The sequence below is a fragment of the Bacillus sp. FSL R5-0512 genome (assembly GCF_038593295.1).
Lineage (GTDB): Bacteria > Bacillota > Bacilli > Bacillales > Bacillaceae > Bacillus > Bacillus safensis.
This window is the reverse complement of record NZ_CP151982.1, coordinates 2,466,313-2,479,056: the sequence shown is the minus strand read 5'-3', so window position 1 is coordinate 2,479,056 and position 12,744 is coordinate 2,466,313. Positions and strand designations below refer to the sequence as shown.

Sequence of the window (12,744 nt, the reverse complement as noted above, 5' to 3'; positions counted from 1 at the left end):
GCTTTGCTCAAAAGAGACGTTCCAAGGTTCGACATTTTTTTAGCATTTCTTAAAAATTTTATGGTTTGATATGAAACTCTTTGAATGAGTCATGCGTCTCTATAAGTGTCAAAAGAAAAGAGGTTATCAATATGCTATTCAAAAAGCTATCAGAAAATAAGTCTGTAAAATGGATAGGATATACAAGCTTTTACTTACTTATTTTGCTATTATTGTTCTTTATTTACGGATTCCACACAGCAAATACGGGATCATTCATTTACAACGATTTTTAATTGGAGATTAAATTATGAAACTATTACAAACGATTCATGAATACCAGCAAACGAAACCAACACAACCAGCATTTGTTTCTCAACATGCTTCGATCACATATGGTGAGCTTTGGCATTTATCAGACCAAATGGCTGGTGCGATTGATGCAGTCGCAGCTGGCAGTGAACCTGTCATTGTATACGGTCATATGGAGCCAGAGATGCTGATTTCTTTCTTAGGCAGTGTGAAATCAGGCAGACCGTATATTCCGGTCGATATCTCAATACCTGTCGAGCGCATCGTCTCAATTATTGAAAGCTCAAAAGCCAGTCTATTGATTTGTGCAAATGAGCAGAATGTATTAGATGTAGAAGAACACATTGAAGTGAAGAGTGCGGCATCGCTTTTAGCACTTGAAAAAGAAGCACCGCCATCCACGCAGTGGGTTCAACAAGATGATGTTTTCTACATTATTTATACCTCTGGCAGTACAGGAAAACCGAAAGGCGTTCAGGTAACTGCCAATAATTTAGAAAGCTTTACAGATTGGATGTGCCGTGACTTCCCAATTGGTGAGGGACGCACATTCTTAAATCAAGCACCATTTTCTTTTGACTTATCAGTGATGGATCTTTATCCAGCGCTTCAATCAGGCGGCACGCTTTACTGTTTAGTAAAAGATCTCGTCAATAAGCCAAAGGATATGTTTGCAGCACTTGGTCAATCTGACGTTGAAGTGTGGACATCAACACCTTCTTTTGTGCAAATGTGCTTAATGGACCCTTCCTTTACAGGGGAGCTTTTACCTGAGCTAAAAGTTTTCTTGTTCTGCGGTGAGGCGCTTCCTGTAGCTGTAGCAAGTGCACTTCTGGAGCGTTTTCCAAAGGCGCAGGTCTTTAATACGTATGGTCCGACTGAAGCAACTGTTGCGATCACATCAATTGAAGTCACGCAGGCGATTCTTGATCAGCACGATTCTTTACCAGTCGGCTATGCCAAACCTGATACAGACATCGTCATTTTAGATGAAGAAGGCAAGACACTTCCTGATGGTGAAAAAGGGGAAATTGTCATCGTGGGCCCAAGCGTCACGAGAGGCTACTTAGGTGAACAAGCCTTAACGGATAAAGTGTTCTTTGAATACGAGGGACGCCCTGCTTACCGTACAGGTGACGCAGGTGTGGCGCAGGATGGATTAATTACGTGCCATGGCCGTCTCGACTATCAAATTAAGCTTCATGGATATCGGATGGAGCTTGAAGAAATTGAGTATCATGTGAGCGAGACAACCTATGTCAATGCTTGTGTGATTGTGCCATTCCAGCCAAACGGTCATGTCGAGTACTTGATTGCAGCGATTGTTCCAGCAGCTCATTCATTTGAAAAAGAGTATCAGCTGACAAGTGCGATTAAGAAGGAAATGGCGGATTCACTGCCAGCGTACATGATTCCAAGAAAATTTGTGTATCTGGAGCAGCTGTACATGACGCCAAACGGGAAGGTTGACCGTAAGAGAATCGCGAAAGAGGTTCTTCTATGATTCCGTTTAGTTCATTCTTTTTCTTCATTCTAATTGGTATTCTTCTTTTGCCGACGATCATTCTTGGTCTTCGCGGCAAAAGAATGCAGGGCTACAACATGTTTGCAACGGTGGTGGCGCTGGCACTTATTTTCTCAAAGGATGCTCATGGCGCGCTGCTGCTCTTCTTGTTCACGGTGTGGCAAATCTTCATCATCCGCCTGTACCTTGCATATCGGTTAAAGGCGAATCAGGCATCTGTTTTCTATGCAGCAGTGGTGGCATCTATTTTGCCGCTTGTGCTGTCAAAGATTTTACCGTTCTTTTTAACTCATCAGCCGCACCAGCCGGCGCCAATGAACTGGCTGAGCTTTTTGGGAATCTCATACTTAACATTTAAAGGTGTTCAGTTAATTATCGAGACAAGAGACGGCTTGATTAAGAAAAAAATTCCGATTCACCGTTTGGTCTATTTCATTGTCTTTTTCCCGACGATTTCATCAGGTCCGATTGACCGTTACCGCCGATTTGAAAAGGATATGGATACGCCGCCTGAAAAGGAAGCATACAGTGATCTTCTATATGCCGGTATTCATAAAATTTTTATTGGCTTCTTATATAAGTTCATTATTGGCTATCTGATTCACACATATATTCTGATGAATATCCATCACATTAGCAGCAGTCACTTTGTTCAGCAGTTAACATATATGTATGCTTACAGCATGTATTTGTTCTTTGACTTTGCTGGATATACAGCATTTGCTGTAGGTGTGAGTTATATTATGGGGATTAAATCACCAGAGAACTTTAATAAACCGTTTATCAGCCGAAACATTAAAGACTTCTGGAATCGCTGGCACATGTCCCTGTCCTTCTGGTTCAGAGACTACGTGTTTATGAGATTTGTGTTCTTTATGACTAAAAAGAAGTGGATCAAGAACCGAATGGCTGTATCAAATATTGGGTACTTTGTCCTCTTTCTATTGATGGGTGCTTGGCATGGTCTTGCCCTTCAATATATTATTTACGGACTATATCATGCAGTTGTCATGTCCGGTTACAATTTATTTGAGAAATGGAATAAAAAGCACAAGTGGTGGCCGGATAATAAGGTCACAATGGTTGTGTCTATCATTATTACATTCCATGTGATTTGTTTCGGATTTTATATTTTTTCAGGAAAACCATTTCATCATTAATGATTAAGGGAGTAGATAATTATGGAATTTAAAAATCAAGTATACGGTATTATTGCAGAGGTTTGTCAGGATGACGTTGTGAAAGAAAATCCAGAGATTGCGATTTTTGAAGAAGGTCTTCTTGATTCATTTGGTACAGTAGAACTGCTTATGGCAATTGAAAGTCAACTCGGAATCACTGTTCCGATTACAGAATTCGATCGTGATGTGTGGGATACGCCGAATCATATTGCTGAGCAGCTGGCAGAGATGAAGTAATGAAAAAGCGTTTTTTTGGGCCGCTTATTTTAGCGGCTGTTCTATTCATTGGTGTTCTTCTTGTACCAAATGCATGGCTCTCACACCTGATCCCAAAAGACAAATTACAAAAGTCAGCCACAGAATTAGATCCAGGGATGTTTCAAGGGCTCTATTTACAAGATGAAATGCTAAAAGATCCAACTTATTTGCCGATCTATGGATCTTCTGAACTATCACGTTTTGATCCATATCATCCTTCGAATTTCTTTCATGAGAATCCTCAAGGGTTTACACCTTATCTTATTGGAAAAGGTGGATCGCAATCATTAATTCATGCGATGAACTTCGCAGCGCATATGGATGAATTAAAAGGGAAGAAGCTTGTATTTATCGTGTCTCCGCAGTGGTTTGTGAAATGGGGATCTGACGAGAATCACTTTGCACCTAACTATTCAGCGCTTCAAGCGCTGAATCTCGCCTATAATAAAGAAATTGATCCAACTGTGAAAAAAGAGCTGATCAAAAGAATCATGAAGTTTAAAGCAGTCAAAAACGACATGGTGATCACAGAACTTTTTAAAGCAGAGCTATCTGGGAACAAGTTCGCTTATGGCGCGATTTCTCCTATTGCGAAAATGTATTATGGCATGCTTCAAAAGAAAGACATGTACTATACGATTGGATCGGGGCCTGAGCGCAAGCTTCAGCCATCTCCTTCAGTCAAAGGGAAAACCTGGGCTGAGCTTGAAAAAGAAGCGAGCATTTTTGGTGCGAAAAGAGCAGGGGACAACCCGTTTTATATTAATCAAAAACTATTTGACCACAAGCTGAAACCGATCATGAAAAAGATGAAGGATTCCCGTGAAGGCCATTCTTATGCGGAGTCACCAGAATACAAAGATTTTCAGATTATGCTGGATATTTTAAAACAGGCAGGGGCGAAGCCTTTGTTTGTGACAATTCCTGTCAACGGAAAGTGGTATGATTACACCGGTTTTCCGAAAGAAGGCCGTACAGGTTATTATGAAAAAATCAATCGTCAAATTCGAGATAATGGGTATGAAGTCGCGGATTTGACTAAGCATGAGTACGATCCATATTTCTTTAAAGATACGATTCATGTGTCTTATAAAGGATGGGTGTACATCGATAAGGCAATTGAAAAGTTTTACAAAGAGCAGTAGAATGCAGCAGCTTTCTGCTGCTTTTTGTTTGTCGAATCAGCGGATATCTTGTATAACTGAGGGAAAAGGGCTATGCTGTAGATGGAGGCGATATGATGAATCGTTCTGAGAAAAAAGAACTATTAAAGCGTTCAAAGAAGCATTTTAATGATCATGCCTTTTGGGAAAAGTTAAAAAAGACGGCACAAAAAGCTGGTGTCTCTCTTGTCTATGCTGTGCTATTACTTTACTATACATTGCAAAAACCCGAAGTGCCGGTCAAAGCAAAGACCTTGATTATTGGAGCACTCGGCTATTTTATCCTTCCACTTGATCTCATTCCGGATACATTGATTGGCGTCGGCTACACAGATGATTTAGGAGCCATCACATTTGCTTTGCTTCAAGTAGCGATGTACATTGATGATGATGTGAAAGGGAAAGCAAAAGACAGGCTGTCAAAATGGTTCGGTGAAAAAACGGATACGTCTCTGATTGATCAAAAGCTTGAGGATGGCGGTATGCCGTCTGTATAAAGAAAAGCCTCCGTTATTGGAGGCTTTAGCGTGTAGACAAACCCTCGCATTCGTTGTCAGGTCTGCGCTCCAGTGCTCACGAATGTTTCAATTCGCTCCGCTCCGGTGCTCGTCCTTCCTAGACTGCAAAGGTTTTCTATCACGCTGATAAGAAGACAAAGGGCTAAAATGTTTTTCATTTTAGCCCTTTGTCAACAATCTGAAGCCTCCGTTATTGGAGGCTTTTTTCTTTACCCTAAAAATTTCACGCAAACTGGATGAGGGACGGTAATGTCTGATTGTAAGACAGTGAGACGTCCTGTTTCTTTGTCGCGTTTGTATAACACAAGATTGCTAGATTCTTGGTTTGAACCGACGAGGAATTCTTCTGTTGGATCAAGCACAAAATCTCTAGGCCAGTTTCCTTCAGAAGAAGCAATCTCGACTAGGCTTAATTGGCCGTCATCATCTGCTTTAAAAATCGCAATGCTGTCATGACCGCGATTTCCTGCATAAACAAATTGTCCGTCTGAAGAGACATGAATGGCACTGCCTTGATTGTTCTCTGTGAAATCGCTTGGAATGGTCGCGATTGTTTGGATCTCTTCAAAATGACCATCTTCAAAGTAACGAAGCACAATGACCTCGGAGCTTAGCTCTGTCATTACATATGCCACAGGTTTCGTTGGGTGGAATGTGATATGACGAGGTCCGCTGCCTGGCTTTGTTTCAAATGTATGAGCAAGCTCAAGTTTTCCGTCTTCTTTCTTATACGTATAAATTCCATCTGTTCCAAGGTCAACAGCCACTGCAAATTGTTCATCTGGCGTGAGACCCATAAAGTGAGTGTGCGGTTTTTCCTGACGCTCTTCGTTAGGGCCAGTTCCTTCATGCTGCGCCTGTGAGAGCGTGCGGATCACTGAGCCAGTTTCAGCATCGATTTCATACATCTCTGCTGTCCCTTTATGATAATTCGCTGTATACGCCGTTTTCGTTTGACTGTCTACGCTGACGTGGCAAGGAGAAGCTCCATCGGCAAGCTCTTGGTTGATGAAGTGAAGTCTGCCTGTTGTTGAATCAATTTGATACGCAGCAAGGCCGCCCTGTGATCCTTTTTTCACAACAGCATAAACAAACTTTTGATCCTCTGACACGGTTAAATATGTAGGATTTTCAAGTTCAGCAGCGACTTCTACTTGCTCAATCTGCTGTTTGTCCGTATTTAATGTAAACGTATAAACACCTTTACTGTCTCCCTTAGTATACGTACCGATATAACCTCTGATGTTAGCCATGTATTGCCCTCCTTCTATTAGATGCTCTCATTCTATCATAAATTCATAGGAAAACGCTTTAGAAAGGCATGCCAAAAGAAAAAACGAAGTGATTGAAATCTCACAATATTCATCAAAAATCATGTGAAAAAATATCACAAAAGTTTTCTCAAAAGAAAACCGTTCATGTAAAGTAAATAAATTGAAGAAAAAATACAAAAAATTTTAAGTTTTTTCATTCCTTGTCTAGCAAAGGTGTAAGCGTATACATTTAATTTTGATTAGTCTAAATTGTCTAATAATTTTAAAAATGCTGTTGACACTGTATGGAAAGCGGCGTAAGATGGGTTCTACAAAAGCTAAACAAACACGCAGTGCAAGCGAGAGACACTTCAATATAAAGTGTCTGAAAATTCAACTACTTTTTGTTTGAAAGAGAGGGTGCTCACTGAAAATGGAAGACCAAAAGGAACAGTGGATCTTTTTAAACGATGAACTCGTGAAAAAAGAGGATGCGAAAATTTCAGTTTACGATCATGGCTTCTTATATGGCGACGGTGTGTTCGAAGGGATTCGCGTATATAACGGAAATATCTTTCGAATGAAAGAACATTTAGACCGCCTGTATGATTCCGCCAGATCCATTATGCTGAACATTCCATATTCACTTGAGGAACTCACGGAGAAAATGATTCATACAGTTGAAAGGAACGGCCTAAAGGATGCCTATATCCGCCTTGTCGTCTCAAGAGGAGCAGGTGATCTTGGATTAGATCCTAACAACTGCGGGAGAGCCAATACAGTGATCATTGTAGAGCCGCTGGCCATTTTTCCAAAGCACCTATATGAAACGGGTATTGATATTGTGACGGTTCCAACAAGACGAAATCGTCCAGATGTCCTTAGCCCAAAAGTGAAATCATTAAATTATTTGAATAACATTCTTGTCCGAATCGAAGCCCATATGGCCGGTGTGAGTGAAGCGCTGATGCTGAACGATCAAGGGTACGTGGCGGAAGGTTCTGCAGACAACGTGTTTATTTATAAAAAAGGCAAGCTTTATACACCGCCAGGTTATATCGGCGCACTTGAAGGCATCACAAGAAATGCCATCATGGAGATTGCAGAAGACTTAGGATACGAAGTGAAAGAAGAACCATTCACAAGACACGATGTGTATACAGCTGAAGAAGTATTTCTAACAGGAACCGCAGCCGAAGTCATCGCCGTTGTAAAAGTTGACGGCCGTACAATCGGTGAAGGGAAACCTGGGTTCCACACAAACAAACTTCTTGAACAATTCCGCAAGCGAGTAGTTGAAGAAGGAGAAAAAGTCGTTTTTGCAGATGAAAACATTCATGCAAGCTAAATAGATATCGATAAACGTTGAAGAGGACTAGTAGCTTTAGAGTCAGTATCTACAGAGAGCCGGTGCTAGCTGGAAACCGGTGTTACTTTCTAAAGTGAACTCACCTCTGAGTGTCTGCTTGAAATGATAGTAGGGCAGACCGAGTGACATTGCTCACTCGTTACCAAAATGGACGAAAGATGTCCATGAGACGGCAGCAGGGTTTGCCGTGAACAAGGGTGGTACCGCGAAAAACAAAGCTTTTTCGCCCCTTTGACCTAGTGAAAAGTAGTGTCATTGTGGGGTGAGAAGGCTTTTTTATATGGTCTCATATCTCTATCTTGAATAGAAAAGGGTGAAAGGACTTGACTGAAGCAAGACAAAGAGGAGGAAATCAAATGGGGACAAATGTACAAATGGAGACGGAAAAATCAAAAGCACCACAAACGATGAACGGTGCACTCATGTTAATTGAAGCACTCAAAAGAGAAAAAGTAGAAGTCATTTTCGGCTATCCGGGCGGAGCAGTTTTGCCAATCTACGATAAAATTTACGATTCTGGTTTATTTCATGTCCTGCCAAGACATGAGCAGGGAGCGATTCACGCAGCAGAAGGATATGCAAGAGTATCTGGTAAACCGGGTGTTGTCATTGCCACATCAGGGCCGGGAGCGACAAATCTTGTGACAGGAATTGCAGATGCGATGATTGATTCACTTCCCCTTGTTGTATTCACAGGGCAGGTGGCAACGTCAGTCATTGGATCGGATGCTTTCCAAGAAGCTGATGTACTCGGCATCACAATGCCAATTACAAAGCACAGCTACCAAGTAAGAAATCCAGAGGAATTACCGGGTGTCATTAAAGAGGCGTTCCATATCGCAACAACAGGCAGACCTGGTCCAGTCTTGATTGATATTCCAAAAGATGTCGCAGGCATTGAAGGAACGTTTGAATATGATCAGCCAATTGATTTACCTGGTTATCAGCCAAAAGTAGAGCCAAACTATTTGCAAATTCGCAAATTAGTAGAAGCTGTCAGCAGAGCGAAGAAACCAGTCATTCTAGCAGGAGCCGGCGTACTTCATGGTAAAGCATCTGAAGAATTAAGACAGTATGTAGAGCAGCAGCAAATCCCAGTCGCTCATACATTGCTTGGACTTGGCGGATTCCCGGCAAAGCATCCTCTTTTCCTAGGGATGGCTGGTATGCATGGCACATATGCAGCGAACATGGCTCTTCATCAATGTGATCTACTTATTTCAATCGGAGCAAGATTTGATGACAGGGTAACAGGCAACCTCAATCATTTTGCGAAACATGCGAAGGTGGCTCATATTGACATCGACCCAGCGGAAATCGGCAAGAACATTCATACCCATATCCCAGTAGTTGGAGACAGTAAGCTCGTTCTTGAAGAGCTGATCAAGCAGGACGGGAAGCAAGGGGAATCAGACGAATGGAAAAATCAATTAGATCAGTGGAAGGAAGAATATCCACTCTGGTACGTTGAAAACGAAGCAGAAGGCTTTAAGCCTCAAAAGCTGATTGAATACATTCATCAATTCACAAAAGGTGAAGCCATTGTCGCAACTGATGTCGGACAGCATCAAATGTGGGCTGCGCAGTTCTATCCATTTGAAAATGCAGATAAGTGGGTCACATCTGGAGGTCTTGGCACAATGGGCTTCGGATTACCAGCAGCCATCGGCGCTCAGCTGGCTGATCAAGAGGCAACTGTTGTGGCAATTTTAGGAGACGGAGGTTTCCAAATGACCCTGCAAGAACTTGCCGTTATCCGTGAGCTGAACCTTCCAGTCAAAGTGATTGTACTCAATAATCACAGCCTTGGAATGGTAAGACAATGGCAAGAAATTTTCTACGAAGAACGCTACTCACATTCTAAATTTTCAGAGCAGCCAGACTTCGTCAAATTATCTGAAGCTTATGGCATTAAAGGAATCAGAATCTCATCAGACGAAGAGGCGAAAGAAAAGCTTGAAGAAGCTTTAACCTCTAGAGAGCCTGTTTTCATCGATGTCAATGTAGCGCGAGATGAAAAAGTATTCCCGATGGTAGCACCGGGGAAAGGACTTCATGAGATGGTGGGGGTGAAACCTTGAAAAGAATTATTGTGTTGACTGTATTAAATCGATCAGGCGTACTGAACAGAATCACAGGCCTCTTTACTAAAAGACACTACAACATTGAAAGCATTACGGTCGGCCATTCTGAGATTCAAGATGTATCACGCATCACGTTCGTCGTCCATGTAGACCAGGAGAAAGACATCGAACAGCTGACAAAACAGCTGAACAAACAAATCGATGTGCTGAAAGTAACAGACATTACAAACCAATCAATCGTTCAGCGAGAGCTGGCTTTGATAAAAGTCGTATCTGCACCAGCATCAAGAATGGAGATCACAGGGGTCATTGAACCTTTTAGAGCTTCTATTGTAGATGTAAGCAGAGAGAGTGTCGTCATTCAGGTGACAGGTGAGTCTTCAAAAATTGAAGCACTCATTGAATTACTTAAGCCATACGGCATTAAAGAAGTCGCCAGAACTGGCACCACGGCCTTTGCGAGAGATAATCAGCAAAAGCCGCAAACAAATAAAACAATTTCAATTGTCTAAACAAAAGGAGAGAGTCAAATGGTAAAAGTATATTATAACGGTGATATTCAAGAAAACGTATTAAATGGTCAAAAGGTAGCGATCATTGGCTACGGATCACAAGGTCATGCACATGCATTGAACTTAAAAGAAAGCGGCGTAGATGTGATCGTCGGCGTGAGAAAAGGCGGATCTTATACAAAAGCACAAGAAGACGGCCATCAAGTATTCACAGTAAAAGAAGCAGCAGCACAAGCAGACGTAGTCATGGTACTACTTCCAGATGAGCAGCAAAAGAAAGTATATGATGAAGAAATCAAAGATCAATTAGAAGCTGGCAACTCACTTGTATTCGCACACGGATTCAACGTTCACTTCCATCAAATTGTTCCTCCAAGTGACGTAGACGTGTATCTTGTAGCTCCGAAAGGTCCAGGACATCTTGTGAGAAGAACATATGAGCAAGGCGCTGGTGTACCTGCCCTATTTGCTATCTATCAAGATGTATCTGGCCAAGCGAAAGACAAAGCACTTGCTTATGCAAAAGCAATCGGCGGAGCAAGAGCGGGCGTTCTTGAAACAACATTTAAAGAAGAAACAGAAACGGATCTATTCGGTGAGCAGGCAGTTCTTTGTGGAGGTCTTACTTCATTAGTAAAAGCAGGATTCGAAACGTTAACAGAAGCTGGTTATCAGCCAGAGCTTGCATACTTCGAGTGTCTGCATGAACTAAAATTAATCGTTGACCTTATGTATGAAGAAGGCTTAGAAGGCATGAGATATTCAATCTCTGATACAGCACAATGGGGTGACTTCGTATCAGGACCACGTGTTGTGGATGCAAAAGTAAAAGAATCAATGAAAGCTGTTTTGACTGATATCCAAAACGGAACATTTGCAAAAGAATGGATTGTTGAAAACCAAGTGAATCGTCCACGTTTCAATGCAATCAATGCAAATGAAAATGAGCACCAAATTGAAATCGTTGGTAGAAAGCTTCGTGAAATGATGCCTTTCGTTAAACAAGGAAAGAAAAAGGAAGCGGTGAGCGTCGGTGCGGAAAATTAATTTTTTTGACACAACACTTCGAGATGGAGAGCAATCTCCAGGAGTGAACTTAAATGCACAAGAAAAGCTAATCATTGCAAAGCAGCTTGAGCGCCTTGGGGTTAATATCATTGAAGCGGGATTTCCCGCTTCATCCCGAGGGGATTTCTTAGGCGTACAAGAAATAGCAAGAACGATTAAAAGCTGTTCTGTAGCTGGTCTTGCACGATGTGTGAAAGGTGACATTGATGCTGCATGGGAAGCATTAAAAGATGGAGTGGAGCCAAGGCTTCATGTCTTTATTGCCACTTCTGACATTCACCTGAAGCATAAACTCAAGAAAACACGTGAAGAAGTCGTAGAACAGGCTGTCGCAATGGTGAAATATGCGAAAGAACGTTTTCCAGTTGTCCAATGGTCAGCAGAAGATGCGTGCCGTACAGATCTTGCTTTCTTGGCAGAAATTGTAGAAAAGGTGATTGACGCTGGGGCGAGTGTCATTAACTTGCCAGATACAGTTGGATACCTAGCGCCAAAAGAGTACGGAAACATCTTTAAATATATGAAGGAACACGTTCCAAATATCGACCGTGTCAACTTGTCCGCTCACTGTCACGATGATCTAGGAATGGCTGTGGCAAACTCACTTGCTGCCATTGAAAATGGAGCAGATCAAATTGAAACGGCTGTCAACGGAATTGGCGAGCGCGCTGGAAATGCTGCTTTAGAAGAAATTGCAGTAGCTCTTCATATTCGAAAAGACTTTTACCAGGTCGAATCAACGATTCAATTGAATGAAATTAAGCGTACAAGTGATGTAGTGAGCAAATACTCAGGAATGATTGTGCCGCGTAATAAAGCAGTCGTTGGAAACAACGCATTTGCACATGAATCAGGTATTCACCAAGATGGTTTCCTCAAAGAAAAAACAACCTATGAAATTATTTCTCCAGAGCTTGTCGGTGTGACAACAGATGTGCTTGTCCTTGGAAAACACTCCGGAAGACACGCGTTTAAAGACCGCCTGAAAACACTAGGCTTTAAACTAACGGAAGACGAAATCAATAAATTCTTTGAGACTTTCAAGAACTTGACAGAGAAGAAGAAAGAAATTACAGATGATGATTTGATCTCTATTATATTAGAAGAAAAAGTAGCAGACCGAAAAATCGGCTATGAATTTGAAAGTCTACAAGTGCACTATGGAACAGAACAAATGCCAACAGCAACAGTTTCTCTGAAAAATCAAGAAACACAGGAAGTCATTCAAGAAGCAGCTACAGGTGCAGGCAGTGTAGAGGCTGTGTACAACACGCTTGAGCGCTGTATGGAAGAAAGAATTCATTTGCTGGACTACCGCATTCAATCAAATGGAAAAGGCAGAGATGCACTAGCTGAAGTATATGTCACTGTTTCAATAGAAGGAAAAGAAACAGCAGGACGCGGTGTAGCGCAAGATGTGCTTGAAGCATCGGCGAAAGCTTACGTCAATGCAGTAAACAGGCATTTAATCTTCAAATCAAATCTGATTGAAATTGAGAAACATCACGCGATCTCATAGGAA

General features: G+C 41.7%; 12 protein-coding genes and 1 other annotated feature. Of the genes, 11 read left to right on the top strand and 1 reads right to left on the bottom strand.

Annotated elements, in window-relative coordinates:
* The first annotated feature begins 125 nt into the window (after positions 1-125).
* The 6 genes from NSQ25_RS12760 to NSQ25_RS12735 all read left to right on the top strand — a co-directional run bounded on the left by NSQ25_RS12760 (position 126) and on the right by NSQ25_RS12735 (position 4,915).
* Positions 126-275, top strand: coding sequence for a teichoic acid D-Ala incorporation-associated protein DltX (locus NSQ25_RS12760; RefSeq protein WP_024427820.1), 150 nt, complete (start codon positions 126-128; stop codon positions 273-275).
* Positions 276-289: 14 nt separating this feature from the next.
* The gene (gene dltA / locus NSQ25_RS12755; RefSeq protein WP_326136189.1) at positions 290-1,795 is read left to right on the top strand and encodes a D-alanine--poly(phosphoribitol) ligase subunit DltA; all 1,506 of its coding nucleotides are present in this window, start codon (positions 290-292) and stop codon (positions 1,793-1,795) included.
* Positions 1,792-2,976 (top strand): D-alanyl-lipoteichoic acid biosynthesis protein DltB, encoded by a 1,185-nt coding sequence (dltB, locus tag NSQ25_RS12750; RefSeq protein ID WP_326136190.1) that lies wholly within the window; start codon positions 1,792-1,794, stop codon positions 2,974-2,976. Before dltA ends, dltB begins: the two co-directional genes overlap by 4 nt.
* A 21-nt stretch (positions 2,977-2,997) precedes the next feature.
* Positions 2,998-3,234, top strand: a complete 237-nt coding sequence (gene dltC, locus NSQ25_RS12745) for a D-alanine--poly(phosphoribitol) ligase subunit 2 (protein WP_024423191.1) — start codon at positions 2,998-3,000, stop codon at positions 3,232-3,234.
* Positions 3,234-4,400, top strand: coding sequence for a D-alanyl-lipoteichoic acid biosynthesis protein DltD (gene dltD, locus NSQ25_RS12740; RefSeq protein WP_024427823.1), 1,167 nt, complete (start codon positions 3,234-3,236; stop codon positions 4,398-4,400). Before dltC ends, dltD begins: the two co-directional genes overlap by 1 nt.
* Before the next feature lie 95 nt (positions 4,401-4,495).
* Positions 4,496-4,915 (top strand): YkvA family protein, encoded by a 420-nt coding sequence (locus NSQ25_RS12735; RefSeq protein WP_024423190.1) that lies wholly within the window; start codon positions 4,496-4,498, stop codon positions 4,913-4,915.
* 230 nt (positions 4,916-5,145) lie between these two features.
* Here the strand turns inward: NSQ25_RS12735 and NSQ25_RS12730 are convergent, their stop codons facing one another.
* Entirely contained in the window at positions 5,146-6,189 is a 1,044-nt protein-coding gene (locus tag NSQ25_RS12730) for a lactonase family protein (protein ID WP_326136191.1), read from the bottom strand.
* A gap of 433 nt (positions 6,190-6,622) precedes the next feature.
* Here NSQ25_RS12730 and ilvE point away from each other — a divergent pair, with 433 nt between their 5' ends.
* The 5 genes from ilvE (at position 6,623) to NSQ25_RS12705 (ending at position 12,741) form a co-directional block, all read left to right on the top strand.
* Positions 6,623-7,537 carry a branched-chain-amino-acid transaminase gene (gene ilvE / locus NSQ25_RS12725; RefSeq protein WP_024427825.1) on the top strand — a complete coding sequence of 305 codons (915 nt, stop codon included), beginning with the start codon at positions 6,623-6,625 and terminating at the stop codon, positions 7,535-7,537.
* Positions 7,538-7,545: 8 nt separating this feature from the next.
* Positions 7,546-7,792: a binding site (T-box leader), on the top strand.
* A gap of 122 nt (positions 7,793-7,914) precedes the next feature.
* Entirely contained in the window at positions 7,915-9,639 is a 1,725-nt protein-coding gene (ilvB, locus tag NSQ25_RS12720) for an acetolactate synthase large subunit (protein WP_025092480.1), read from the top strand.
* On the top strand, positions 9,636-10,154 hold the full coding sequence (gene ilvN, locus NSQ25_RS12715) for an acetolactate synthase small subunit (RefSeq protein WP_007501584.1): 519 nt from the start codon (positions 9,636-9,638) through the stop codon (positions 10,152-10,154). The genes ilvB and ilvN overlap by 4 nt, the downstream gene beginning before the upstream one ends.
* An 18-nt stretch (positions 10,155-10,172) precedes the next feature.
* Positions 10,173-11,201, top strand: a complete 1,029-nt coding sequence (gene ilvC / locus NSQ25_RS12710; protein WP_024423187.1) for a ketol-acid reductoisomerase — start codon at positions 10,173-10,175, stop codon at positions 11,199-11,201.
* On the top strand, positions 11,188-12,741 hold the full coding sequence (locus NSQ25_RS12705; RefSeq protein WP_034279793.1) for a 2-isopropylmalate synthase: 1,554 nt from the start codon (positions 11,188-11,190) through the stop codon (positions 12,739-12,741). Before ilvC ends, NSQ25_RS12705 begins: the two co-directional genes overlap by 14 nt.
* Positions 12,742-12,744: the final 3 nt, after the last annotated feature.